The following is a 25749-nucleotide window of genomic DNA, read 5'->3' on the forward strand; positions in this document are numbered from 1 at the left end:
GCCTGCGGCATCCGTCATCCCCAAAACGAACGCCCCCCGCCTCGCGGCAGGGGGCGTTCGGCGCGGCGGCGCCCGTCAGAGCGTGGCGGCCAGCGGGTCGAAGTCCGCGGGCAGCGAGCCGACCTCGCCGAGGGTGCTCTTCACCTCGACGAACCCGCGGGACGCCGCGGCCTCCTCGATCGAGAGCAGGGTGTCGAGCACGTGGTAGCCGAACTCGCCGGTGGCGATGTGCGGGCGGTCCTCGCGGATCGAGCGCGCCATGTCGAGCAGTCCGAGGCCGCGGCCGGTGAGCACGCCCTCCTGCGGCACCTCGAGGATCTCCTGCTCGCTCACCGACGCGTCGGTCAGCGGACGGATGATCGAGATGTCGCCGCCGAACATGTTCGGGTCGGGGATCACGATCGTGCCCTCGGTGCCGTTGATCTCGACGATGCCGTGGCGCTTGAGCGGCGAGTCGGTGCTGTACAGGCTCTGCGCCTGACCGCCCTGCTCGAAGTCCATCAGCACCGACAGCGTCGACGGGATCTCGACCGGGAACTCCTGGCCGGCGAGCTCTCCCGACTTGACGGTGCGGGTCGGGACGCCCTGGAGCCCGAGGGCGGCGACCGACGCGACCGGGCCGAACACGTGCACGAGTGTCGAGACGTAGTACGGTCCCATGTCCAGCAGCGGCCCGGCGCCCTTGGCGTAGAGGAACGCGGGATTCGGATGCCACAGCTCCGGACCCTGCCACTGGAACGTGGTGGTCGCGAACAGCGGGCGGCCGATGTCGCCGCGCGCGATCGCGCGCTTCGCCGTCTGCACACCGGGGCCGAGCACGGTGTCGGGCGCGACGCCGACCCGCAGACCGGCCGCGCGGGCGGTGTCGAGCAGCCGCTGCGACTCCTCGCGGTCGATGCCGATCGGCTTCTCGGTCCACACGTGCTTGCCCGCGGCGATGATCGCCTCGGACACCTCCACGTGCACCGCCGGGATCGTGAGGTTCACGACGATGTCGATGTCGGGGTCGTTCAGCACCGACTCGACGCTGCCGCCGCGCGGCACGCCGTACTTGTCGGCCTGGGCCTTGGCGCGCTCCTCGAGAAGGTCGCCGACGGCGAGCACGCGCACGTCGGGGAAACTCGTGAGGTGCGTCAGGTACTGGTCGCTGATGTTGCCGGCGCCGATGAGGCCGACGCCGACGGGCTGGGTCGCGGCGGCCATCAGGCGGACACCTTCTCGTCGAGGAAGCGGCGGCTCTGCTCGACGGCGTCGAACAGGTCTCCGCCGAAGTGGTCGAACTCGACGATGGCGACCTCGAGGGCGGATGCCGCGGCCAGCGCCTCTTCGAGGGGCACGACGCCCTGGCCGGCGGGCACCTGGTCGGCCGGCGGGTAGGCCGCGACGGCCTCGGGGTCGAGCGTGCCGTCCTTGACGTGCACCGCGATCACGCGGTCTCCGAGCCGGCGCAGGAGCGCCGCCGAGTCGACGCCGGCGCGCGCCACCCAGTAGAGGTCGACCTCGAGCACGACGCGCTCGTCGAGCTGGTCGGCGAGCACCTCGAGACCGGTCTTGCCGTCGAAGGTCGCCTCGAGCTCGTGCGCGTGGTTGTGGTACCCGACGCGGATGCCGCGTGCGGCGCCGATCTCGGCGGCGGCGTTGAGCTGCCGGGCGATGTCGGCGATGTGCTCACGGCTCTGCCACAGGGCGGGGTCGGTGTAGGGCTCGATGACGGTGGTCATGCCGAGGGTGTCCGCGGCGTCGAAGACGGCCTCCGGTGCGGGGACCGGGCGGGTCGTCGTCGTGCCGTCGGGGTTCACGAACGAGGTCGACGCGAGGAAGGCGTGACCGGTGGGGGCGGCGATGCCGTTGGCCTTCAGCGCTGCCGCGAGCGGCTCGGCGCGGCGCACGAAGTCGTACGGCTCCGCGGCGGTGAAGCCGCGGGCGGCCAGTTCGGCGAGGGTGCCCTCGAGGTCGGCCTCGAGCGCGTCCTTCACGGTGAACAGCTGGATGGATGTCTGGACCGGCATCGGTCGCGCTCCTTCGTTGTCTGCTTCGACGGTTGTCGCTGTGGGCGGGAGCGGGTCGACCGATCCCGCCGACGATCACGGTACCACGAAAACCTCCACGTGGAGGTTTTCGTCGGATAGCATGGCCGCATGTCCGGCGACGAGCACCAGCCGGCCCCGCGCGGGTCGTATGCGAAGGGCGTCGCCCGACGTCAGGAGATCCTCGACCGCGCGATCGAGGTCTTCGCGCAGCGCGGCTCGGACCGCACGAGCCTGCGCGCGATCGCCGAGGAGGTCGGCGTCACCCATGCCGCGCTGAAGCACTACTTCGGGTCGCTGGAAGAGCTGCTCGTCGCCGTCTACCAGGAGTCCGAGCGACGCGGCGACGACGAGCCCTCCGCCGATCAGGACGAGACCCCCGTGGAGGCGCTCCGTCGCTGGACGGAGTCGAACCGCGAGGTGCAGGGACTCGTCCAGCTCTACTCGACTCTCGTCGCGACGGCGCTGGAGCAGGGGCATCCGGCCGCCCGCGAGTTCGCCACCTCGCGCTTCGCCCGCGTGCGCGCCGACATGGCCAGGCGGGTGCGTCACAGCCAGGAGGCCGGTCGCATCCGGGCGGATGTCGCCCCCGAGGCGGTCGCGGCCCTGGTGATCGCGGCATCCGACGGTCTGCAGACCCAGTGGCTCCTGGACGCCAGTGCTCCCCAGGACGCCGCGCTCGCCCTGCTCGACCAGCTGCTGGCGGCCCCCCGCGCCTGACCGGTCGCGCGCGCGGACGCCCGGGAGGCGTGCCCAATATATGACCTCCGGTTGCCGGCTCGTGCCGGCTCCTCCACAGGGGTGCGGCATCCGTCGACGTCGACCGATCCGTCGCTCGCGCGGGCGAGTCCGGTAGACGTGTCAGGAGCATGGGGCAGGGTGGAACCCGTGACACCGACGACGACCACCCGTGCCGAGGCCCTCGACGTGCTGAGGGCGCTGGTGGGGCGGGACGACGCCGACTTCCACGAGGGCCAGTTCGAGGCGATCGAGGCGCTCGTCGACGACCGGCGCCGCGCGCTCGTGGTCCAGCGCACCGGCTGGGGCAAGTCGGCGGTGTACTTCGTGGCGACGCTGCTGCTGCGCCGACGGGGTGCGGGGCCGACCGTGCTCGTGTCTCCGCTCCTGGCCCTCATGCGCGACCAGATCGCGGCGGCCGCCCGGGCAGGGGTCCGCGCGGTGAAGATCGACTCGACGAACGTGCACGAGTGGGGCGATGTGCTCGCGCAGCTCGACCACGACGAGGTGGACGTGCTGCTCGTCTCGCCGGAGCGGCTCAACAACCCTTCGTTCCGAGACGAGCAGCTTCCGCAGCTCGTCGACCGCATCGGCCTGCTGGTCGTCGACGAGGCCCACTGCATCAGCGACTGGGGCCACGACTTCCGCCCCGACTACCGCCGCCTGCGCGAGCTCATCGCGCGCATGCCCGACGGGGTCCCCGTGCTGGCGACGACCGCGACGGCCAACAGCCGCGTGGTCGCCGACGTCGCCGAGCAGCTCGACGCGGGTGCGCACCGCGACGGGCCGGCGGGGGATGCCGGACCAGGCGTGCTCACGATCCGCGGGCCGCTGGCCCGCGCGTCGCTGCGGCTGGGCGTGCTGCGCCTGCCCGACTCGCCGAGCCGCCTCGCCTGGCTCATCAGCCACCTCGGCGACCTGCCCGGCTCTGGCATCATCTACACCCTCACGGTCGCCGCCGCGAACGACACGGCGCGACTGCTGCGCGAGCGGGGCCACGACGTGCGCGCCTACACCGGACAGACCGACACCGACGAGCGGGAAGAGTCCGAGGCGCTCCTGAAAGACAACCGGGTGAAGGCCCTCGTGGCCACCAGCGCGCTGGGGATGGGGTTCGACAAGCCCGACCTCGGCTTCGTCGTGCATCTGGGCGCCCCGTCGTCGCCGGTGTCGTACTACCAGCAGGTCGGGCGCGCCGGCCGTGCGACCGAGTCGGCCGACGTGCTGCTGCTCCCGGGAACCGAGGACCGCGAGATCTGGCACTACTTCGCCACGGCGTCGATGCCCGACCGGGAGCGAGCCGAGCGGGTGCTGGCGGCTCTCGCCGACGCCGCGGGGCCGCTCTCGACGCCCGCGCTCGAGGCGGTCGTCGACATCCGCCGGACGCCGCTCGAGCTGCTGCTGAAGGTGCTCGACGTCGACGGAGCCGTCGCCCGGGTGCGGGGCGGCTGGATCGCCACCGGCGAGCCGTGGACCTACGACGAGGACCGCTACCGGCGCATCGCCGCCGAGCGGGTCGCCGAGCAGCAGCACATGATCGAGTACGAGGAGTCGCGCGGCTGCCGCATGGAGTTCCTGCAGCGCTCGCTCGACGACGACACCGCCGCCCCGTGCGGCCGCTGCGACAACTGCGCCGGCGCGTGGTTCCCGACCGAGATCGCGACGGGGGCGACGGATGCCGCCGCGGCCGCGCTCGATCGCGTCGGCGTGCCGATCGAGCCCCGGCGGCAGTGGCCGACGGGCGCCGACCGGCTCGGAGTCGCGGTGAAGGGCCGGATCCCTCCGGAGGAGCAGGCAGCCGAGGGACGCGCGCTCGCTCGCCTCACCGACCTCGGCTGGGGCGGCGCGCTGCGCGACCTCTTCGCCGCCGGCGTCGGGGACGCGCCGGTGCCCCCGAACGTGCTGCAGGCCTGCGTCCGCGTGCTCGCGGAGTGGGGCTGGGACCGCCGGCCCGTGGCCGTCGTGGCGATGCCGTCGCGGTCGAAGCCGCAGCTGGTGGACTCGCTCGCCCGCGGCATCGCCGAGATCGGGCGGCTGCCGTTCCTCGGCGCCCTCGACCTCGTGGACGGTGGCCCGACGGGCCGGCCGGGCGGCAACAGCGCATTCCGGGTGGCGGGCGTCTGGGGGCGCTTCTCCGCGGCGACTCTCGACCTTCCCGACGGGCCCGTGCTCCTCGTCGACGACCGCGTCGACAGCGGGTGGACCCTGACGATCGCCGCCCGCGAGCTGCGGCGGGCAGGCGCGGCCGAGGTGCTGCCCTTCGCCCTCGCGCTGCGCGGCTGACCCGCGCCCCCGTCGTCCACTCATGATGTCGCGTACGACTCGCGGTAGTCGGTGCGCACGGCGCACCGCGATTCGATCGCGACACCGCGATTCAGCGCGCGGATGACCCCTTATGTCGCCGCGTGTCGCCCTGTCGCGGCGTGTGTCGTCTCAGCGTTTCACCGAGTCGGGCGCCCGGCCAGCATGAGCGCATGCCTACCCCACTCATCTCGCCGACCGACCTCGCCGATCTGATCCGCGGCGGCACCCCGCCGCGGATCCTCGACGTGCGCTGGCGCCTCGACCGGCCGGAGGGCCGCCCGGACTACCTCGACGGGCACCTGCCGGGCGCAGTCTACGTCGACCTCGACAACGAGCTCGCCCGCCGCGGCGACCCGGGTGAGGGGCGGCATCCGCTCGCGTCCCGCGAGCAGCTGCAGGCCGCTGCCCGGCGCTGGGGGATCCGCACCGGTGACACCGTCGTCGCGTACGACGACGTGCACTCGGTCGCGGCGGCCCGCGCCTGGTGGCTGCTGACCCGCTCCGGACTCGCCGACGTGCGTGTGCTCGATGGCGGGCTTCGCGGGTGGCTGGCGGAGCGGCTGCCGCTGGAGACCGGCGACGTGCTGCCGCGCCCGCCGGGCGATGTCGTTCTCGATGACATCAGCGACGGCTTCGCCGACATCGACGGCGTGGAGGAGTGGCCCGACCACGGCCTGCTGCTGGACGTCCGCGCGCCCGAGCGATACCGCGGCGACAGCGAGCCGCTGGACCCCGTCGGCGGTCACATCCCGGGCGCGGTGAACCTGCCGACGACCGTGCACCTGTCAGCCGGGAAGTTCCGCTCGGCCGAAGAGATCCGCGCCGAGTTCGCCGCCGCCGGGGTGCGCGACGGAGTCGCCGTCGCCGCCTACTGCGGCTCGGGCATCGCGGCGACCCACACGGCGCTGGCCGGGGTGATCGCGGGCATCGACGTCGTGGTGTATCCGGGGTCGTGGAGCCAGTGGTCGCGCGCGCGCGGCCGCCTCGCCGCCGTCGGCCCGGCGCCCTCGCTGGACGTGGTGCCGGTATGAGCGAGCCTCTCATCGTCGGCGCCATGGTGCGCACACTCGGCGCGTACCCGTCAGGCTGGCGCTACCCCGGCGCGCACAACGACCCGCAGTCGGATGCCGCGGTCCTGCGTCGCATCGCACGCCTGGGCGAGGACGCCGACCTCGACTACCTCTTCTTCGGCGACTGGCTCGCGACCGGACCCGACCTGGAGTTCCGCGACCCCTACCTGCTCGCACGCATCGATCCGCTGAGCGCCGTGCTGTACCTCGCCGGGGTCACCGAGCGCATCGGGCTCATCGCGACCGTCAACTCGACGTACGCAGATCCGTACGCAGCCGCTCGCGCGACGGCATCCCTCGACGTCCTCACCGGCGGTCGCGCCGGCGTCAACCTCGTCACAGGCGCCGAGCCGCGCGCCGCGGCGAACCACGGGCGCGACGCGCACGCCGACAACGAGTCGCGCTACGACCGCGCCGACGAGTTCGTCCACGCGCTGCGGCTGCTCTGGGAATCGTGGGACGACGACGCGTGGCTCGCCGACACCGCTCGGGGCGTGCTCATCGACGCCGACCGGTTGCGCCCGGCCGCGTTCTCGGGCGCGCACGTGCGAGTCGAGGGGCCGCTGAACGTCGCGCGCCCACCGCAAGGGCATCCGCCGATCGTCCACGCCGGCACTTCGCCGCGTTCACGTGCGCTGGCCGCGACCGAGGCCGACCTCGCGCTCATCGCCGCGGGAGAGCCGGCCGTGGCCGCGGCGACGCGAGCCGGGCTGCGGACGCTGGCGGAGGCATCCGGCCGTGATCCCGACGAGCTCAAGGTCATCGTCCCGGTGCTGCCGGTGGTGGCGGAGACGGATGCCGCGGCCCGCGCGATCGTCGACCGGCTGCTCCTGCTCGTCCCGATCGACGACGGCTTCTCCGGCTCCGACGGGCGGCCGGCGTTCCCATCGAACCGCTCGCTGGCATCGTTCCTCGACATCGCCTGTATCGACGCCGACGACGCCGTGCGCGAGGCATCCGTCGACGACGCGGTGCCACGGCGGGCCGCGGCCCGCTTCGCGGAGCCGGCGGCGCGGACGCTCGACATCGTGCGCGGGCGCACCGGCCGGAGCCTCGACGGTCCGTACCCGGTCACGTGGCGTCACCTCATCGCCGCGCACGCCGTGCCGGCCAACTTCGTCGTCGGCGGTGCCGGAGCGATCGCCGATCACTTCGAGCTGTGGCGCGACTCCGGCGCCGCGGACGGCTTCAATGTGCTGTCTGCCTTCCAGCCGTCGCAGTTCGAGTCCTTCACGTCCCTCGCCGTGCCGGAACTGCGGCGCCGGGGCCTCATCGGCCGTTCCGGGGCGACGCTTCGGGATCGCCTGGGTCTCGGTGCGCCCCGGCTCGCGCGGGCCCCCGAACCCGCCGCCCTGCGTCGCTGAGCTCGCCGTATTACGTCCCGTGAACGTCGGTGACCCTCGTTTGCGCACGGTGAACAGCAGTGACAGCCCGATCGGCGGGCGACGGATGCCGCTCCCTAGCGTGGCCAGCACCCCTTCACCTCACCCGAATCACATAGGAGAACCCATGTCCCGTCCCGCATTGCGAATCGCCGCCGGGGCTGCCGCCCTGCTCGTCGCCGCGGCATCCCTGGTGGCGTGCGCGTCGCAGCAGCCCGCCTCGGAGGGCGCGGCGGCCGCAGCCGACGACCCCGTCCGCGGCGGCACGCTCACCTACCTCGAGCACCAGACGTACACGAACCTCTACCCGCCGCAGGCGGGCTTCTACCCCAACGGCGGCATCGTGAACAACATCACGGCGCGCCTGACGTGGCAGAATCCCGAAACGCTCGAGATCGAGCCGTGGGTCGCGACGGAGTGGACGGTGAACGCCGACGCCACGGAGTACACGTTCGAGTTGCGCGACGATGTCACCTTCTCGGACGGGACTCCGCTCGACGCCGCCGCCGTCGCGAAGAACTTCGACACGTACGGTCTCGGCAACCCGACGCTGGGACTGACGGTCTCGGAGGCGATCAACAACTACGCCTCGAGCGAGGTCGTCGACGCCGACACCGTGACGTTCCGCTTCTCGGCGCCGGCGCCCGGCTTCCTCCAGGCGACGTCGACCATCAACTCCGGCCTGCTCTCGCCGACGACGCTGGATCGTTCGCTGGAGGAGCTCGGCGCCGGAAACGCCGTCGACATCGTGGGCTCGGGTCCCTTCGTGGTCACCGATGAGAAGCTAGGCACCGACCTCACACTCGAGGCACGCGAGGATTACGACTGGGCGCCGCCGAGCTTCGAGCACCAGGGCCGCGCGTACCTCGACGAGATCCACCTCATCGTCACGCCCGAGGACAGCGTGCGCATCGGCTCGCTGCTGTCGGGCCAGGCCGACTACATCCGGTACGTGCAGGCGTTCGACGAGGCGCGCGTCGAGTCGTCGGGCTTCGACCTGTACGCTCCGCAGACCCGTGGTGTGAACAACGGGCTGAGCCTGCGGTTCACCAACCCCCTGCTGAGCGACATCCGTGTTCGTCAGGCCCTCGTCGCCGGTGTCGACAGCCAGGAGGTCGTCGACACGATCTTCACGGGCAACTACCCGCGAGCCACGTCTGCACTGAGCTCGTCCGCTCTCGGATACAAGGACGAGTCGGACTTCTATGAGTACGACCCCGAGAAGGCAGAGGAGCTGCTCGACGAGGCCGGGTGGGAGCCGGGAGCCGACGGCATCCGCGAGAAGGACGGCCAGCGCCTGTCTCTGGACGTCTACGAGGCGAAGCCGCAGCCGCTGTCGAAGCAGACGCTCGAACTCGTCTCGCAGCAGCTGAAGAAGATCGGCGTCGAGCTCAACGTGAAGTCGGCGGATGCCGGCACGTACGCCGAGGACATCAAGGACCCGCTGAAGACCCCGCTCTACCACTCGATGGTCGGACGCGCGGACCTCGACGTCATCAAGAGCCAGTACTACACGAAGAACCGCAACACGCTGCTGTCGGACGATGCCGAGCTCGACCGCCTGCTCGAGGCCGTGGCCTCGACGCCCGACGCGGAGGCGCGGATCGCGGCGTCGCAGGCGGTGCAGGACCATCTCGCCGAGCAGGCGTACGTCATCCCGCTGTTCGAGGAGCCGCAGGTGTACGGCGCAGCACCGTACGTCCACGGGATCGAGTTCGAGTCGGTCGCGCGTCCGCTGTTCTACGACGTGTGGCTTGAAGAGCAGCAGTAGGACTCGGGAGCCGAACCCATGAGCTACGCGCTCCGACGCGCCGGGCAGGCCGCGATCGTGCTGATCGCGGCCTTCACGGCCACCTTCGTCCTGCTGCAGCTGCTGCCCGGCGACGCCGTCCTCATCAAGTACGACAATCCCGAGCTGGGACTGACGCCTGATCAGATCGCGTCCATCCGCACCGCGTACGGCGTCGACTCGCCGTGGTGGGAGCAGTACTGGGCCACCCTCACCGGATACGCGCAGGGGGACTTGGGATTCTCCACGCAGTACGGCACCGGGGTCCTGCAGCTCATCGGGGAGGCGCTCCCGCCGACGGCGGCCCTGGCGACGCTCGGGTTCGCGCTGGCCGCGGTGCTCGCGTTCGCGGTCGCGTTCCTCTCGACGCTGTCACCGTTCGCGTGGCTCCGCCAAGGGCTTCAAGCCCTCCCGGGGGTGTTCGTGGCGGTGCCGGTGTTCTGGCTCGGCATCCTGCTCATCCAGGTGTTCTCGTTCGGCCTCGGCTGGGTGCCCATCGTCGGCGCCGATCCGGTGGCGGGCCTCATCCTCCCGGTGGTCACGCTCGCGGTGCCCATCTCGGCGCCCCTGGCCCAGATCCTCGTGCGCAGCATCGATGAGGTGCAGCTGCAGCCGTTCGTCACCGTCGTGCGGGCGAAGGGCGCGTCGCCGTCCTGGGTGCTGTGGCGTTCGGTCGCACGCAACGCCCTGCTGCCGACGCTCACGATCGCCGGCGTGCTGTTCGGCGAGCTGATCGGCGGCGCGGTGGTCACCGAGACGGTGTTCGGACGACCCGGCATCGGGCGCGTGACGGAGCAGGCGGTCGCGAACCAGGACATCCCGGTGCTGCAGGGGATCGTCGTGCTCGCCGCGCTGACCTTCGTCGTCGTGAACCTCCTCGTCGACCTGCTCTACCCCGTGCTCGATCCCCGGCTGCGCAGCGGCAGACGCGCTGCCCGCAACCGGTCCCCCATCGCGTTGCAGGAGGCGACCGCATGAACGCGCAGACCACGACAGAGGTCACGGATGCCTCCACCGCCGCGATCGCGCGGGACGAGGCCACCGGTGTGGTCCTCGATCCGGTCGCTCGCGATGCCGGGGCGCCCGACGGCCTGCCCGAGCGACGCGCGTCGGCCGCGCGGCTGTTCGCCCGCAGGCGGCGGCCGTCGTGGACGCTCGTCGCCGCGGTGGCGGTGATCCTCGTCGCGGTGCTGTGGGCGGTCGCGCCGTGGCTGTTCACGTCGCACGACCCGATCGTGGGAGTGCCTGCCGAGAAGCTGCTGCCGCCGAGCGCGGCGCACTGGTTCGGCACCGATGCGATCGGACGCGACGTCTACGCGCGCGTCGTCTACGGCGCGATCCATTCGCTGTCGGGGGCTCTCATCGCCGTCACGGTGGGGCTCGCGGCCGGCACGGTCATCGGCGTCGTCGCCGGGTCCGTCGGCGGCTGGGTGGATGACGTGCTGATGCGCCTTGTCGACGTGCTCCTGTCGATCCCCGGGCTGCTGCTCATGCTGTCGGTGATCATCCTGCTCGGATTCGGGACGGTCAACGCGGCCATCGCCGTCGGCGTCGTCAGCGTCGCGTCATTCGCACGAGTCTCCCGCTCCGAGGTCGTGCGCGTGCGCCGCACCGACTACGTCGAGGCCGCGTTCGGCAGCGGCGGGTCGTACGTCTCGGTGCTGCGCCGGCACGTGCTCCCGAATTCGACCACAGCCGTCGTCGGGCTCGGGGCCCTGCAGTTCGGCACCGCGATCCTCGCGATCTCGACGCTCGGCTTCCTCGGTTACGGCGCACCGCCGCCGACGCCGGAGTGGGGGCTGCTCATCGCGGAGGGACGCAACTACGTCGCCACCGCCTGGTGGCTCACCACCCTGCCGGGTCTTGTCGTGCTCGTTGTGGTGCTGAGCGCCAACCGCATCAGCCAGTCGATCGGAAGGGGAGCGCGATGAGCGTGCTCGACGTGCAGGATCTGCGCGTGTCGTATCAGACGCGGGCCGGACGCCGAGAGGTCGTCCACGGCGTGGACGTCTCGGTCGGCGAAGGGGAGGTGGTCGCACTCGTCGGCGAGTCCGGCTCGGGCAAGTCCACCACCGCTCACGCCCTCATCGGGCTGCTCCCAGAAGGTGGCCGCGTGGACGGCGGATCGATCTCGATCGGCGGTGTCGACATCACCGGATGGAGCCAGAAGCGGCTGCGCGCGGTGCGTGGCGCACAAGTGGGCCTGGTCCCGCAGGACCCGGTGTCGTCCCTCGACCCGGTGCGCCCGGTCGGCGTGCAGGTGGGCGAGATCCTCCGGCTTCACGGGGTGCGGGATGCCGCCACCCGCCGCGGCCGCGTGCTGGAGCTGCTCGACCGGGTCGGCCTCGACGACCCCGCGCTGCGGGCGCGTCAGCATCCTCACGAGCTGTCCGGCGGCATGCGGCAGCGGGTGCTCATCGCGACCGCGATCGCGCTGCGGCCGCGCCTGATCATCGCGGACGAGCCGACGAGCGCCCTCGACGCCACCGTGCAACGTCGCATCCTCGATCTCATCGACGATCTGCGGCGCGAGGAGGGCACGTCGGTGCTCCTCGTCACCCACGACCTCGGGGTTGCGGCGGACCGCGCGCAACGCATCGTGGTGCTCAATCACGGGCGCGTCGTCGAGCAGGGGCCGAGCGCCGGCATCCTGTCGTCTCCCGCTGTCCCCTATACGCGTCAGCTGCTCGCCGACGCGCCGTCCCTCGCGACCGGGGAGTTCCGGGGGCCGACGGCACCGCTGTTCCTGCGGGATGCTGCGGCCGCCGCAGCCGAGAACCCCTATGCCGTCGCAGCGGAGGGGCTGGTGAAGGAGTTCGCCGTGCACGGGCGTGGACGCGAGCCGTTCCGCGCCGTGGACGACGTGTCGTTCCAGGTGCGCCGGGGCACGACCCACGCGCTGGTGGGGGAGTCGGGCTCCGGCAAGACGACGACGGCACGGCTGGTGACGCGGTTCCTGCATCCTGACGCCGGGCGCATCCAGCTCGACGGCGCAGACATCGCCGGCCTGAAGGGCGAAGAGCTTCGGCGACTGCGCCGGCGCGTGCAGCTGGTGTACCAGAACCCGTTCTCGTCACTGGACCCGCGGCAGAGCGTGGCGCAGATCGTGGCCGAGCCGCTGCACAACTTCCGGGAGGGCACGCGGCCCCAGCGGAGGGCGCGCGCCGCCGAGCTCATCGACCGCGTTTCGCTCCCCGCCGACGTGCTCGAGCGCACGCCGCGGGAGCTCTCGGGTGGACAGCGTCAGCGCGTCGCGATCGCCAGAGCACTCGCGATCCGCCCCGAGGTCGTCGTGCTCGACGAAGCCGTCTCGGCCCTCGACGTCACCGTCCAGGCGCGCATCCTCGAGCTGCTCGAATCGCTGCAGCAGGAACTCGGTCTCAGCTACCTCTTCATCTCGCACGATCTCGCGGTGGTGCGTCGCATCAGCCACACGGTCTCGGTGATGCGCCGCGGGAGGGTGGTCGAGGCCGGCAGCACCGAGGACATATTCACCGCATCCGCCCATGACTACACGCGCGAGCTGCTGGCCGCCGTGCCCGGACGATCGGAGGTCGCGGCATGACCGTGTCGTCTCTCGCCTTCTTCACCCGCCTGCTCGACGACGCGCCCGCCTCCGAGCGATACCGCCTCGCCGCCGACCAGATCCGGCATGCCGAACGCTTCGGCATCGGGCGCGCATGGGTCGCGCAGCACCACTTCCGCGCGGCCGAGGGCGGCCTGCCGGCACCCCTCGTGTTCCTCGCCCACGTCGCCGCCGCGACGAGCGAGATCCGGCTCGGCACCGGCGTCATCACGCTGCCGCTCGAAGACCCGGTGCGCGTCGCCGAGGACGCCGTCGTGGCAGACCTGCTCTCCGGCGGGCGGATCGACCTCGGTCTCGGCAGCGGCGGCACCCCGTCGTCGTTCGCGCCCTTCGGTCAGGACGCGGCGGCCAAGGCCGCCGTCTACGACGCGAAGCTCGCGCTCCTGCTCGACGCACTCGCAGGGCGTGAGATCGGCGCGGGCAACAGGCTCTACCCCGATCCGAGCGCGGTGACACCGCCTACCGCCACACCCCTGTCTTCGCGCGTGTGGCAGGCGACGTTCTCCGCGGCGGGAGGCGCGCGCGCCGGCGTGCACGGCCACGGCCTGCTGCTGTCGCGCACGCAGCCTCGCGCGGCGGACGCCGTCGGCGCGACCCTCGCCGACCTGCAGCATCCGATCATCGACCGCTATCTCGACGCGCTCCCGACCGGCGCAGCGCCGCGGATCACGGCATCCCGCACCGTGTTCGTCGCCGACGACCGCGCCGACGCGGTGCGCTTTGCCGCGGTGGGGCTGCGCCGCGCGGCGGAGGGCTTCCGGCGCGCCGGACAGCACATCCCCGGCGACACGCTCGACGAGCTCATCGCCGCGACGGACACGCACCTCGGGACCCCCGAAGAGGTGGCCGCATCGCTTGCCACCGACACGACTCTCTCGCGGGCCACCGAGGTCGCCTTCCAGGTGCACTCGGTGGACGCCCCGCACGACTTCGTGCTGCGGTCGATCGAGCTGTTCGCCACCGAGGTCGCCCCCGCACTCGGCTGGAGAGCGCGCGAAGGAACCCTCGAACCACTCGGACGTCTCGGAAAGGAGACCCCATGACCACCGCGACCACCGACGTCGTCGACGAGCTCGTCGGCGTGCGCCGAGACGACGTGCTCGACGAGCTTCGCCGCCGGCGACCTGTCACGCGCGACCAGCTGCAGGCCAGCTACGACGCCCTCTTCGCACCGGTCGACGACAGAATGTTCGCCGTCGCCGACCGCGTGCTCGTCGCCGCGTTCGCGACGCGCTCCACGGCCGACGACGAGACGGCGCGCCACTACGCGGACGCCGCTCGCGACGCCGACTCCGAGCGTGCCGCGCTCGTCCTCGCCGAGGCATCCTTCGCCGCGACGGCAGGGCCGTTCGGTGCGTATCGCGAGGAGGGACTGCGGGGCGAGAGCAGCGAGGGCCGACGGTACGAGCCGTCCCCCGACACGCGCGACGTGCTCGGGGAGCGGCTCGCGGCCGCGCTCGCCCACACGCACCTGCTCACGTTCCGGCCACGTGAGGCGGATGCCGCCGATCACGCGCGTCTGCTCGAGGCGGGGTGGACCCCCGACGGGATCGTCACGCTGTCGCAGCTGGTGTCGTTCCTCGCGTTCCAGCAGCGCGTCGCCGCCGGGCTCCGCGCGATCGCCGCGACCCAGGAGGTCTCCGCATGACCGGCAGCACGACCGCATCAGCCGTCCTCGCCCACGATGCCGCGCACCCACACGCGTTCACGCGCGCGGAGGTGGGGTGGCTGCCGTGGCTCCAGCCGCTTCTCATCGAAGAGCTCACCCAGCGCCACTACGACGGTCTGGTCGACCGGCAGCGCGCCGGGAGCGACTACTTCCGGCTGCTGGCGCGCGACCCCGAGATCCTGCGTGCGCGCACGCTCGTCGACAAGGACATCTTCTACAACACGGCCGACGGGCTCCCGCGGGCCGAACGGGAACTCGCAGCCACCGCCGCTTCGCGGATCAACGGCTGCGTCTTCTGTGCCTCGGTGCACGCACGCTTCGCCGCCCACCACTCGAAAGCTCCCGAGCTGGTGGACCGCCTGCTCGCCGAGGGGATCGGCGCCGAGCTGGGCGAGCGCTGGGACGCCATCGTGGCGGCCGCCGCAGCGCTCACCGCGACGCCGCTCGCGTTCGACGTCGCTCACGTCGCGCGCCTGCGCGCCGCGGGCCTGGACGAGCTCGAGATCGCCGACGTCGTGCACGGCGCCGCGTTCTTCAACTGGGCGAACCGCCTGATGCTGTCGATCGGGCGTCCGGCCGCGCCGCCGGAGGAGAACTCGTGAGCACGTTCGACGCCCAGGCGACGCTCGCTGCTCCTCTCGGGGTCCGGGCGTGGCGCGATGCGGGGACACCGTCCGGGTCCACTGACCCCACGCCGGGTCCATCCGCGTCACGGCGGCTGCGTGTGGTCGGCGTCTCGGGCTCGCTGCAGGCACCGAGCCGGACGACGGCTCTGATCGGCGCGATCCTGGACGCCGTGGCGGAGCGGGTCCCTGCCGAGACCGAGCTGGTCGAGGTCGCAGCGCTGGGCCCCGGGTTCTCTGGCGCGCTGCGGCGCGCCGACGTCGCCACGGAGGTCGAGGCGGCGCTGCAGGCGATCGAGTCGGCCGATCTGCTGGTCGCGGCCAGCCCGGTGTACCGCGCCTCCTTCACCGGTCTCTTCAAGCATCTGTTCGACTTCGTCGGTCAGTACGGGCTCGTCGGCACGCCGGTGCTGCTCGGCGCCACCGGTGGGGGCGAGCGACACGCGCTCATGATCGAGCATCAGCTGCGCCCGCTGTTCGGCTTCTTCCAGGCGCTCACACTGCCGATGGGCGTGTACGCGTCGGATGCCGACTTCGCGGGCTACGAGCTCGTCGACCCCGCGGTGACCCGTCGCGTCGAACAGGCCGTCGACCGCTCCCTGCCGCTCATCGCGCAGGCCGCGCACGTCGGACGATCGGAGGACGTGAGGACCTGGTGACCCGGAACGGCCGACGGGTGCCGCGACCGGCGGGAGAGCGCCGGCTAGCGGCATCCGTCGCTTCCCGTCCGCCGTCGGACTAGACTGACGCGCGTGTTGACCTGTCGGTGTTGTCGCCCCTGCTGTTGAAGCCCGTGCTTCACGCAGACCTCCGCGACCCCGATCACTCCCCGTGCACCCGCGCGGCAACACCGAGGACCTACCCGTGCGTTACGCCGAAAGCGTGGCCGACCTCGTCGGCAACACCCCTCTCGTCCGCCTGACCCGTGTCACCGACGGCATCGCCGCCACCGTGCTGGCGAAGGTCGAGTACTTCAATCCCGGCGGCTCCGCCAAGGACCGCATCGCGCGCCGCATCATCGACGCCGCCGAGCGCGACGGGCAGCTGCGGCCCGGCGGAACGATCGTCGAGCCCACCAGCGGCAACACCGGCGTGGGTCTCGCGCTTGTCGCCCTGCAGCGCGGATATCGCATGATCTTCGTCGTGCCCGACAAGTTCGCCGGCGCGAAGGTCGACGTGCTGCGGGCCTACGGCGCCGAGGTCGTCGTCACCGACACCAGCGTGCCGCCGGAGGACCCGCGCTCGTATTACAGCGTGTCGGACCGCCTCGTGCGCGAGATCCCGGGCGCCTTCAAGCCGAACCAGTTCGCCAACCCCAACGGGCCGCTCAGCCACTACGAGACGACCGGGCCCGAGATCTGGCGCGACACGGACGGCCGCGTGACGCACTTCGTCGCCGGGATCGGCACGGGAGGCACCATCACCGGTACCGGACGGTACCTGCACGAGGTCTCGGGCGGGAGGGTCCGTGTCGTCGGCGCCGACCCCGAGGGCTCGATCTACTCCGGCGGCCCGATCCACGGCTACCTCGTCGAGGGCGTCGGAGAGGACTTCTGGCCCGACAGCTACGACCCCTCGGTCCCCGACGAGATCCACCGCATACCCGACGCCGAGACGTTCGCGATGACGCGCCGCCTCGCCCGCGAGGAGGGGCTGCTCGTCGGCGGGTCGAGCGGCATGGCCGTCGTGGCGGCGCTGCGCACGGCGCGCGGCCTCCCGGCCGACGCGGTCGTCGTCGTGCTGCTGCCCGACCATGGCCGCGGCTACCTCAAGCGCTTCTACGACGACGACTGGATGCGCGAGCACGGGTTCGACGTCGAGCCCGCGGCATCCGCTCTCGCCGACGACCGCACCACCGCCGAAGCCCCCCACGAAGGAGCGACCGAATGACCGATCACAACAGCGACGCCGGCTTCGAGACCCGCGCCGTGCACGCCGGCCAGGCGTTCGACCCGGCGACGGGCGCCGTCATCCCGCCCGTGCACTTCTCGACCACGTACGCCCAGGACGGCATCGGCGGGCTCCGCGGCGGCTACGAGTACGGCCGCAGCGGCAACCCGACGCGCACCGCCCTCGAGACGCAGCTCGCCGCACTCGAGGGGGGCGCGCACGCCCTGTCGTTCGCCTCGGGCCTCGCCGCCGAGGACGCGCTGCTGCGCGCCGCGCTCGAGCCCAGCGACGAGGTGCTGCTCGGCAGCGACGTCTACGGCGGCACGTATCGGCTCATCGCGCGCGTGCTGGGCGCGTGGGGCATCGGCGTGCGCGTCGTCGACATGAGCGACCTGGGCGCGGTGCGGGCGGCGCTCGAGGAGCGCCCCGCGCGCATCGTGTGGGTCGAGACCCCGAGCAACCCCCTGCTGCGCATCACCGACATCGCCGGGCTCGCGCGGCTGGGCCACGAGGCGGGTGCGCTCGTCGTGGTCGACAACACCTTCGCGTCGCCCGCGCTGCAGCAGCCGCTGTCGCTCGGCGCGGACGTGGTCGTGCACTCCACCACGAAGTACCTCGGCGGGCACTCCGACGTCGTCGGCGGCGCGCTCGTGCTGAACGACGACGCGCTGTACGAGCAGGCGAAGTTCCTGCAGTTCGCCGTGGGTGCCGTGTCGGGCCCGCTGGACGCGTGGCTCACGACCCGCGGCATCAAGACGCTGCCCCTTCGCATGTGGCGCCACAGCGAGAACGCGCACGCGATCGCCGAATTCCTCTCGGGCCACGGCGCGGTCGAGCGCGTGTACTACCCCGGCCTGCCCTCGCACCCCGGTCACGAGATCGCCGCGCGGCAGATGAGCGGGTTCGGCGGGATCGTCTCGGTGGCGCTGGCCGATGCCGCCTCCGCGCGCCGTCTCGCCGAGTCGACGCGCCTGTTCCAGCTGGCCGAGTCGCTCGGCGGGGTCGAGTCGCTGATGAACTACCCCGACGAGATGACGCACGCCTCGGTGCGCGGCACCGAGCTCGCCGTTCCTCCGGAGGTGGTGCGGCTCTCGGTCGGCATCGAGTCGATCGACGACCTCGTCGCCGACCTCGACCAGGCCCTCGACCGTCTCTGACGCCGCCCGCAGGCCGCCGCCGGCCGCGGCATCCGCGCGTATGCACCCCTGCCCAGTAACCACGATCTCGGCGAGTGACCACGTCACCGTCGCCGACAGCGTGGTCGTTCGACGACGTCGCGGTTACTCGGCGGGCGCCGCGGGGCGGCGACGTAGGCTCGGAGGATGACCGCGAGTCCCGGCATCCGCTCCTCCGTCCTCGCCGAGCCGCTGCGGATCGGGGCCGTGACGGTGCCCAACCGCATCATGCAGACGGCGCACTCGAAGCAGTACTCCGACCGCGTCGAGTCCGACCGCGAGACGGCGTACTACGTGCGGCGGGCGCAGGGCGGGTGCGGGCTCTTCGTCGCCGGCAACCACTTCGTGCACCCCACCGGGTCGATCCGCGGGTTCGAGGACGCCTACCGCCCCGAGAGCGTCGCGGCATCCAAGAAGATGACGGATGCCGTCCACGAGGCCGGCGCGAGGATCTTCGTGCAGCTCAACCACCACGGCGCGCAGGCGCAGCCCGACGGTCCGGACGGCCCCCGCGCGGTGTACGCCCCGTCGCGACTGCTCTCGCCGTCGACCGCGCACGCCACGCGCGAGATGGACCACGACGACATCGCGGCCTTCGTCGACGGCTGGGCGCTGTCGGCGGAGCACGCCCGCGACGGCGGGTTCGACGGCGTCGAGATCCACATGGCGCACGGCTATCTGCTGCACCAGTTCCTCTCGCCGCTCTACAACGCGCGCGCCGACGAGTACGGCGGCGACATCGAGGGGCGCACCCGCTTCCCGCGCGAGGTGCTGCGCGCGGTGCGCGCGCGGGTCGGCGACGACTTCACCGTCGGCATCCGGATCGTCGCGAACGAGTTCCACCCCGACGGCGTCGACGGCGCCGGAATGCGCGAGGTCATCGACCGGCTCCGCGCGGAGGCCCGCATCGACTTCCTCGACCTCGCCGGCGGCGGGTACCACAACGTCCACTACGTCTTCCCGTCCTCGCCGATGCCGTACTCCTGGCTGCGCGACGACGTCGCGGCCGTCAAGGCCGCCAACCCCGACGTGCCGGTCTTCGGGGTCGGCGCCGCGCGCACGGTCGAGGACGCCGAGGAAGTCGTCGCCTCGGGCATCGCCGACATGGTGGCGCTCACCCGCGCGCAGATCGCCGACCCCGACCTCGGCCGCAAGCTCATCGGACCCGGGACCGCGCCCGGACCGGGGCCCGCCGGCGTCGCGGAGCCCGGCATCCGTCACTGCATCCGGCTGAACCAGGGATGCCTCGGCCGCGGCAGCCGCGGTCTGGCCATGTCGTGCACCGTGAACCCGCTCGCGGGGCGGGAGCTCGAGCGGGGCGCGCGGCCCCGGGCGGCGACCGCGCAGCGGTGGGTCGTGGTCGGCGGGGGACCGGCGGGCATGCGCGCCGCCGTCGAGCTCGCGACCGACGGCCACGCCGTGACGCTCATCGAGCGCTCCGGCGAGCTCGGCGGCCAGCTGCGGCTCGCTCGCCGCGTGCCGGGGCGCGAGAGCGTCGGGCTGCTCGTCGACGATCTGGAGCGCGACCTCGCCGCCGCCGGCGTCGAGGTGCGGCTCGGCGTCGAGGCGACGACCGAGTCGCTGCGCGGACTCGGCGCCGACGGCATCGTCGTCGCGACCGGCGCCGTCGCCCCCGCGTCGACGTCGCTCGCGCTCGGGGGTGCCTACGCGGGCGGCTTCCCGGCGGCGGGCACGATCGACGCGTTCGCCGCGGTGTCCCGCACCGCCGGCGCCGAGACCGGTGCCCGGCCGCTCGGGCGGAGGATCGCCGTCGTCGACGCCGACGGGACCGCGTATGCCGCCGGCATCGTCCTGACGCTCCTGCCGCACGTCGACGAGCTCGAGCTCGTCACGCCGTTCGAGACCGTGTTCCCCCATGTCGGCGCCGGCTACGACCGTCCGCTGCTGCTCGAGCGTCTGGGCGCCCACCGCGGCTTCCGCCGGCGCACCGCCCACCGCGTCGAGGGGGTCGCGGCCGGTGCGGTCCGGGTGAGCGATGCGCTGACCGGCGTCGCCGACACGATCGGGGCGCTCGAGGCCGTCGTGGCGATCGAGCCGCGCGCGTCGGTCACGATCCCCGGCGGGATGACGGATGCCGCGCCCCGCGTCCTCACGATCGGCGACGCGTTCGCGCCCCGCACGATCGACGCCGCGGTGTTCGACGCCGTCGAGCTCGCGTACGACGTCGCCGGCCTGGCACGCCTCCGCGGCTGACGTCCGGACCCGTCGGGGCCCCAGGGGGCGCGATGGCTACGCTGGGCGCGTGGACCCCGTCGCCGCGACCCTCGTCATCCTGGCGCTGGCGGTCGTCGCCTTCGTGAGCAACCGCGTGCCGATCGGCGTCGTGGCGATCGGGGTGGCGCTCGCGCTGTTCTTCACCGGAGTCCTGACGCTCCCCGAGGCGCTGGCCGGATTCGGCGATCCGACGGTGCTGTTCATCGCGGCGCTGTTCGTCGTGAGCGAGGCGCTCGACGCGACCGGCGTGACGGCGTGGGCGGGCCAGGTTGTGATCGGCCGGGCCGGCAGCGGGCGCCGGTCGCTGGTCGTGGTGATCTCCCTCCTCGTGGCCGCGGTGACCGCGCTCATCAGCATCAACGGCGCGGTCGCGGCGCTGCTGCCGCTCGTCGTCGTGGTCGCCGCGCGGGCCGGGGTGCCGTCGTCGAAGCTGCTCATGCCGCTCGCGTTCGCGGCATCCGCCGGCTCCCTGCTCCTCCTCACCGGCACACCCGTGAACATCCTGGTGTCGGAGCTCGCCGCCGACGCGGGCGGGCGCGAGTTCGGGTTCTTCGAGTTCGCGCTCGTCGGCATCCCCGTGCTGCTCGGGACGGTCGTCATCCTGCTCCTCGGCGGCCGTCTGCTGCCCGAGCGTCCCGGCGCGCTCATGCCCGTCGACCTCGCCCGGCACGCGCGCGTGCTGCGCAAGCAGTACTCCCTCACCCTCGACACGGGCACGCTGCTCGGCCCCGACAGCGGGGTGACGGAGGTCGTCGTCGCGCCGCGCTCGCCGCTCATCGGGCAGCGCGTGTACGCGGGGATGACGACGCCCGACGGCGACCTGGTCGTCCTCGCCGGACGCCGCGGTGACGAGCACCTCACCGGCACCGGGTTCGTCCTGCAGGCGGGCGACGCCCTGCTGCTGCAGGGCACGTGGGCCGACCTCTCGCGGCGGGCGCGCCAGCCCGGCGTGCTGGCCGTCGACGACCCGGCCCTGCTGCGCCGGTCGGTGCCGCTCGGCGCGGGCGCCAAGCGCGCGCTCGGCATCCTGATCGCCATGATCGTGCTGCTCGCGACGGGTCTCGTTCCCGCCGCGGTCGCCGCGCTGCTCGCGGCGTGCGCCCTCGTGCTCACCCGCACCGTGAGCGTCCCGCAGGCCTACCACGCGATCTCGTGGACGACCGTCGTGCTCATCGCCGGGATGATCCCGCTGTCGACCGCCTTTATCAGCACCGGCACCGCCGAGCTCGTCGCCGGGTGGATGCTGGCGCTGCTGGGCGACGCCGGCCCTCACCTGGCGCTGCTCGCGCTCGGGCTGCTGACGGTCGTGCTGGGGCAGCTCATCAGCAACGTCGCGACGGTGCTGATCGTGGCCCCCATAGCGATCGCCGTCGCCCAGACGCTCGACGTGTCGGTGCAGCCGTTCATGATGGCGCTCGCCGTGGCCGGCGCGGCGTCGTTCCTGACCCCGATCGCGACACCGGCGAACCTCATGGTGATGGAGCCGGCCGGATACCGGTTCGGCGACTACTGGCGGCTCGGCCTGCCGCTCGTGCTGTTCTTCCTCGCGGTCGCGGTGCTCTACGTGCCGCTCATCTGGCCGTTCTGACGGCGCCCACCCACGACCGGGGGTGGGCGCCGTCCACCGGCCGGAGGTCAGGCCGCCGACCAGCCGCCGTCGCTGGCGAGGTTCTGGCCGTTGACGTTGACGCCGTCGTCGCTCAGCAGGAACGTGATCGACGCGGCGAGGCGGTCGGCGGTCACCGGCGGCGGCATGATCGCCATGCCGGCGCGCACGCGGTCGGCGCCGAGGGGCGAGTTGAAGGCGGCCTCGATGTTGGTGATCACCGGCCCCGGTGCGACGGCGTTGACGCGGATCCCGCTCGGGCCGTACATGAACGCGCTGGACTTCGTCAGGCCGACCACCGCGTGCTTGGACGCGGTGTAGGCGGCACCGGCCGAGGAGCCGCGAAGGGATGCCTCCGACGAGGTGTTCACGATCGAGCCGCTGCCCTGCGCGAGCATCGTGGGGAGCACCGCGCGCATGAGCTTCATCGTGCCCGTGACGTTGACCCGGAACACGCGGTCCCACACGGCGTCGGTGACCTCGCCGACCGGTGTCATGTCGTCCATGATCCCGGCGATGTTGGCGAGGGCGTCGATGCGGTCGCCGGCGGCCTCGACGATGCGGGCGACGCCCTGATCGTCGGTGATGTCGGCGGTGAGCGCCACGACGTCCGCGCCGGGATGCGCCGCGACGAACTCGTCCAGACGCTCCTGGCTCACGTCGACGGCGATCACGCGGCCGCCCTCGCGCGCGACGCGCGATGCGGTCGCGCGGCCGATGCCGGATCCGGCGCCGGTGACGATGACGGTCTGACCGGTGAACCGGCCCGACGTGATCTTCTCGGCCCACTCCGCGGCCGGCGCGTCGCCGGGGTCGGCGTCCGCCTCGGCCGCGATGCCGTCCGGGTTCACCTGGGCGACCAGGGCGTCCAGTGCGGCCTGGGGGAAGGCGCCGCCGCTCATCGCGACGAGGTTGCGGATCGGGAGGCCTGCCACGGGGGCGAGGGCGTCGGTGCTCTGGCCGCCCTGGGAGAGGAGGCCGCGCAGTGCGGGGCCGCCGGCCGGGTGGTCGAGCCACGCCTGGATGGTGGACGCTCCGGTGAGGAGCGCGGTGTCGGTGGTCATGAGTTCTTCCCTTTCTGCCGGCAGCGGGTCGTCCGGGATGCGGGTGCGGGACCTTCGGGGCGGCTCCTACCGGACATCTATGTCCGGTACTAGGCTACACCCGTGCCCCGCACAGCAGTCCCCGATTCGACTCCCCGCCGCAATCGCGGGCCGGCCGCGGCCGCCGACAACCGGCGCGCCCTCATCGCCGCAGCCCGCGAGGTCTACGCCGAGGGCGGTCTCGGCGCGCCGTTCAGCGCCGTTGCCAAGCGCGCCGGAGTCGGCCAGGGGAGCCTGTACCGTCATTTCCCCGACCGCACGGCGCTCGCGGTCGCCGTCTTCGAAGACAACGTGCGCGAGCTCGAGGAGTACTCGGCGGCGTCCGACCGAACGATCGAGGACCTGCTCGATCGCGTCGTCGATCAGGCCGTGGGCTCGACCGCGCTGATCCAGCTGGTCACGGCGGATCCCGCCGACGGGCGGGTCGCGGCGATGGGTGAGCGGTTCCGCGTGCTCGTCGACCGCCTGCTGACACGCGACCGGACGGCGGGGCGCGTCGGCTCGCACATCGAGGCGGAGGACGTCACGCTCGCGGCGGGGATGCTCGCCACCGAGCTGGCGCGGGCCGACCCGGCGCAGCGACCGGCGGTCGCGCGGCGTGCGCGGGCCCTTTTCGCCGCGGCGTTCGCCCCGCGATGAGGACCCAGTAGGCTCCTGCCATGGGTAGGTTCATCTACGACACGAACGCGAACGCGGTCGACATCGAGGACCGCACTCTCGCCCATCTCCGCATCGTCATGATGAACAAGCTGCGGCGCTCCGAGCCCTTCATGTTCGACGTCGAGATCGGGGACGGGAGCGGCCGTCGCAGCTTCTGGATCCATCCGTCGGTGCCGCTGCAGTTCCACTTCTTCGGCGGCCGCCAGCCCCGCATCAACCGGCGCTGGGTCGAGGAGCTCATGCGGACCGCGAGCGGCCCGAACGGGCTCACCGTCATCCCCGAGCCCGACGAATCCGAGTCCGACTCCGACGACTGAGCCCGCCAGGCGTCACAGGCGCGTCCACGCCTCCGTCAGCACGCTGCGCAGGATCTGCTCGATCTGATCGAACTCGGCCGGGCCGACCGTCAGCGGCGGCGCGAGCTGGATGACGGGGTCGCCGCGGTCGTCCGCGCGGCAGTACAGCCCGGCGTCGAACAGCGCCTTGGACAGGAACCCGCGCAGCAGCCGCTCGGACTCGTCGTCGTCGAAGGTCTCCTTCGTCGCCTTGTCCTTGACCAGCTCGATGCCGAAGAAGTAGCCGTCGCCGCGGACGTCTCCGACAATCGGCAGATCGGTGAGCTTCTCGAGGCTCGAGCGGAACAGCGGCGAGTTCTCGCGCACGTGCTCGTTGAGGCCCTCCTCCTCGAAGATGTCGAGGTTCTCCAGGGCCACCGCCGCCGAGACCGGATGGCCGCCGAAGGTGTAGCCGTGGTAGAACGCGCGGTCTCCGTGCGCGAACGGCTCGTAGATGCGGTCGCTCACGATGGTGGCGCCGATGGGCGAGTAGCCGCTGGTCATCGCCTTGGCGCACGTGATCATGTCGGGCACGTAGCCGTACGCGTCGCAGGCGAACATGTGGCCGATGCGTCCGAACGCGCAGATGACCTCGTCCGACACCAGGAGCACGTCGTACTTGTCGCAGATCTGGCGCACGCGCTGGAAGTATCCGGGAGGGGGCGGGAAGCAGCCGCCCGAGTTCTGGACGGGCTCGAGGAACACGGCGGCGACGGTGTCGGGGCCCTCGAACAGGATCATCTCCTCGATGCGGTCGGCCGCCCACACGCCGAACGCCTCGAGGTCGTCGGCAGGCGCGCCCATGTCGGCGGCGCGGTAGAAGTTGGTGTTCGGCACGCGGAAGCCGCCGGGCGTGACCGGCTCGAACATCTCCTTCATCGCCGGGATGCCGGTGATCGCGAGCGCGCCCTGCGGCGTGCCGTGGTAGGCCACCGAGCGGGAGATCACCTTGTGCTTGGTGGGCTTGCCCTGGATCTTCCAGTAGTACTTGGCGAGCTTGAACGCCGTCTCGACCGCCTCTCCGCCGCCGGTCGAGAAGAACACCTTGTTCAGATCGCCGGGCGCGTAGCCGGCGAGGCGGTCGGCGAGCTCGATCGCGGCGGGGTGGGCGTAGGACCAGATCGGGAAGAACGCCAGCTCCTCGGCCTGCTTGGCGGCCACCTCGGCGAGGCGGCGGCGGCCGTGGCCCGCGGCCACGACGAACAGGCCCGCCAGGCCGTCGATGTACTGCTTGCCCTGCGAGTCCCAGATGTGGTGGCCCTCGCCCTTGACGATGATGGGCACGCCGGGGCCGTCGGTCATGACGGACTGGCGGGCGAAGTGCATCCACAGGTGGTCTTTCGCCATCTGCTGCAGCTCCGCGTCGCTGCGGGCTGGGCGTCGGGTCACGGACTGCGCGGTGGTGGACATGGGAGAGCCCTTCCGTCGGAGGTTCTCCCACGCTACTCGCGTGCCCCACGGGCCCGGAGGGGACGTTTCGTCCGGTTCGGATGCCGCGGCCGTCGGTCCGTCCGGATGCCGTGCGCCGCGGCATCCGCTCTTCTCTGTGGTTCGGGT

22 protein-coding genes are annotated in these 25749 nt (G+C 72.3%); 18 read left to right on the forward strand and 4 right to left on the reverse strand.

The window, feature by feature from the left end; all coding sequences use genetic code 11:
- Nucleotides 1-75: 75 nt before the first annotated feature.
- The gene (locus ACWGUG_RS04775; RefSeq protein ID WP_336393677.1) at nt 76-1203 is read right to left on the reverse strand and encodes a Gfo/Idh/MocA family protein; all 1128 of its coding nucleotides are present in this window, start codon (nt 1201-1203) and stop codon (nt 76-78) included.
- On the reverse strand, nt 1203-2009 hold the full coding sequence (locus ACWGUG_RS04780; protein ID WP_336393676.1) for a sugar phosphate isomerase/epimerase family protein: 807 nt from the start codon (nt 2007-2009) through the stop codon (nt 1203-1205). Before ACWGUG_RS04780 ends, ACWGUG_RS04775 begins: the two co-directional genes overlap by 1 nt.
- A gap of 129 nt (nt 2010-2138) precedes the next feature.
- On the opposite strand from ACWGUG_RS04780, the gene ACWGUG_RS04785 reads away from it, so the two are divergent.
- From ACWGUG_RS04785 to ACWGUG_RS04860, 16 genes are all read left to right on the forward strand, one after another.
- A complete protein-coding gene (locus ACWGUG_RS04785) occupies nt 2139-2747 on the forward strand; it encodes a TetR/AcrR family transcriptional regulator (RefSeq protein WP_452323985.1) in 609 nt (202 codons plus the stop codon).
- A gap of 168 nt (nt 2748-2915) precedes the next feature.
- Entirely contained in the window at nt 2916-5048 is a 2133-nt protein-coding gene (locus ACWGUG_RS04790; protein ID WP_452323986.1) for a DEAD/DEAH box helicase, read from the forward strand.
- A 191-nt stretch (nt 5049-5239) separates the two neighbouring features.
- A complete protein-coding gene (locus tag ACWGUG_RS04795) occupies nt 5240-6100 on the forward strand; it encodes a sulfurtransferase (RefSeq protein ID WP_452323987.1) in 861 nt (286 codons plus the stop codon).
- Nucleotides 6097-7503 carry an NtaA/DmoA family FMN-dependent monooxygenase gene (locus ACWGUG_RS04800; protein WP_336393672.1) on the forward strand — a complete coding sequence of 469 codons (1407 nt, stop codon included), beginning with the start codon at nt 6097-6099 and terminating at the stop codon, nt 7501-7503. Before ACWGUG_RS04795 ends, ACWGUG_RS04800 begins: the two co-directional genes overlap by 4 nt.
- 145 nt (nt 7504-7648) lie before the next feature.
- A complete protein-coding gene (locus tag ACWGUG_RS04805; RefSeq protein WP_452323988.1) occupies nt 7649-9292 on the forward strand; it encodes a TIGR04028 family ABC transporter substrate-binding protein in 1644 nt (547 codons plus the stop codon).
- Between the two features lie 18 nt (nt 9293-9310).
- Entirely contained in the window at nt 9311-10288 is a 978-nt protein-coding gene (locus tag ACWGUG_RS04810; RefSeq protein WP_336393670.1) for an ABC transporter permease, read from the forward strand.
- The gene (locus ACWGUG_RS04815; RefSeq protein ID WP_452323989.1) at nt 10285-11241 is read left to right on the forward strand and encodes an ABC transporter permease; all 957 of its coding nucleotides are present in this window, start codon (nt 10285-10287) and stop codon (nt 11239-11241) included. Before ACWGUG_RS04810 ends, ACWGUG_RS04815 begins: the two co-directional genes overlap by 4 nt.
- Nucleotides 11238-12875, forward strand: a complete 1638-nt coding sequence (locus ACWGUG_RS04820; RefSeq protein WP_452323990.1) for a dipeptide ABC transporter ATP-binding protein — start codon at nt 11238-11240, stop codon at nt 12873-12875. The genes ACWGUG_RS04815 and ACWGUG_RS04820 overlap by 4 nt, the downstream gene beginning before the upstream one ends.
- Complete coding sequence (locus tag ACWGUG_RS04825; protein ID WP_336393667.1) at nt 12872-13939, forward strand: putative FMN-dependent luciferase-like monooxygenase; 1068 nt, start codon at nt 12872-12874, stop codon at nt 13937-13939. The genes ACWGUG_RS04820 and ACWGUG_RS04825 overlap by 4 nt, the downstream gene beginning before the upstream one ends.
- Entirely contained in the window at nt 13936-14544 is a 609-nt protein-coding gene (locus tag ACWGUG_RS04830) for a CMD domain protein (protein WP_452323991.1), read from the forward strand. The genes ACWGUG_RS04825 and ACWGUG_RS04830 overlap by 4 nt, the downstream gene beginning before the upstream one ends.
- On the forward strand, nt 14541-15167 hold the full coding sequence (locus ACWGUG_RS04835; RefSeq protein WP_378879988.1) for an alkylhydroperoxidase domain protein: 627 nt from the start codon (nt 14541-14543) through the stop codon (nt 15165-15167). Before ACWGUG_RS04830 ends, ACWGUG_RS04835 begins: the two co-directional genes overlap by 4 nt.
- Entirely contained in the window at nt 15164-15847 is a 684-nt protein-coding gene (gene msuE / locus ACWGUG_RS04840) for an FMN reductase (protein ID WP_452323992.1), read from the forward strand. Before ACWGUG_RS04835 ends, msuE begins: the two co-directional genes overlap by 4 nt.
- Before the next feature lie 205 nt (nt 15848-16052).
- A complete protein-coding gene (locus ACWGUG_RS04845) occupies nt 16053-17078 on the forward strand; it encodes a pyridoxal-phosphate dependent enzyme (RefSeq protein WP_442928081.1) in 1026 nt (341 codons plus the stop codon).
- Nucleotides 17075-18235 (forward strand): cystathionine gamma-synthase, encoded by a 1161-nt coding sequence (locus ACWGUG_RS04850; RefSeq protein WP_452323993.1) that lies wholly within the window; start codon nt 17075-17077, stop codon nt 18233-18235. Before ACWGUG_RS04845 ends, ACWGUG_RS04850 begins: the two co-directional genes overlap by 4 nt.
- A 165-nt stretch (nt 18236-18400) precedes the next feature.
- Nucleotides 18401-20467 carry an oxidoreductase gene (locus ACWGUG_RS04855; RefSeq protein WP_452323994.1) on the forward strand — a complete coding sequence of 689 codons (2067 nt, stop codon included), beginning with the start codon at nt 18401-18403 and terminating at the stop codon, nt 20465-20467.
- A gap of 49 nt (nt 20468-20516) precedes the next feature.
- Nucleotides 20517-22076, forward strand: coding sequence for an SLC13 family permease (locus tag ACWGUG_RS04860; protein ID WP_452323995.1), 1560 nt, complete (start codon nt 20517-20519; stop codon nt 22074-22076).
- Nucleotides 22077-22123: 47 nt separating this feature from the next.
- On the opposite strand, the gene ACWGUG_RS04865 is transcribed toward ACWGUG_RS04860, so the two are convergent.
- Nucleotides 22124-23158 (reverse strand): SDR family NAD(P)-dependent oxidoreductase, encoded by a 1035-nt coding sequence (locus ACWGUG_RS04865; protein WP_452323996.1) that lies wholly within the window; start codon nt 23156-23158, stop codon nt 22124-22126.
- Between the two features lie 102 nt (nt 23159-23260).
- Between ACWGUG_RS04865 and ACWGUG_RS04870 the strand changes: the two genes are divergently transcribed.
- Both ACWGUG_RS04870 and ACWGUG_RS04875 read left to right on the forward strand, forming a co-directional pair.
- Nucleotides 23261-23836, forward strand: coding sequence for a TetR/AcrR family transcriptional regulator (locus ACWGUG_RS04870; protein WP_336393660.1), 576 nt, complete (start codon nt 23261-23263; stop codon nt 23834-23836).
- 20 nt (nt 23837-23856) lie between these two features.
- The gene (locus ACWGUG_RS04875; protein WP_336393659.1) at nt 23857-24174 is read left to right on the forward strand and encodes a DUF7882 family protein; all 318 of its coding nucleotides are present in this window, start codon (nt 23857-23859) and stop codon (nt 24172-24174) included.
- 12 nt (nt 24175-24186) lie between these two features.
- On the opposite strand, the gene ACWGUG_RS04880 is transcribed toward ACWGUG_RS04875, so the two are convergent.
- The gene (locus ACWGUG_RS04880; protein WP_336393658.1) at nt 24187-25602 is read right to left on the reverse strand and encodes an aspartate aminotransferase family protein; all 1416 of its coding nucleotides are present in this window, start codon (nt 25600-25602) and stop codon (nt 24187-24189) included.
- Nucleotides 25603-25749: the final 147 nt, after the last annotated feature.

It is taken from the genome of Microbacterium sp. NPDC055455 (genome assembly GCF_053619935.1).